At 68.0% G+C, this 331-nt stretch carries 1 protein-coding gene; it reads left to right on the forward strand.

From position 1 onward, the window contains the following. Positions 1–331: AMP-binding protein (locus tag B2J89_RS22005; protein WP_169170886.1), on the forward strand; the 331-nt coding region annotated here is incomplete at both ends.

Here is a 331-nt window from a genome sequence, read left to right on the forward strand (position 1 = left end):
GGCGACGGGCCGCACCATGCTTGAGGGCTGGGGCATGAGCGAGACCTGCGCCATCGGCACCAACAACCCGGTCAACAACCCCGCGTTCAGCGGCAGCATCGGCCTGCCGCTGCCGGGCATCGACATCGCCATCAAGGGCGAGGCCGGCGAGATCTGCATCCGCGGCCCCAACGTCACGCCCGGCTACTACCGGCAGCCCGCGGAGAACGCGCGCGCCTTCACCGCCGACGGCTTTCTGCGCACCGGAGACATCGGCACCATGGACGACCAGGGCTACACGCGCATCATCGACCGCAAGAAGGACATGATCCTGGTCAGCGGCTTCAACGTC

The organism is Acidovorax sp. SRB_24 (assembly GCF_012931925.1).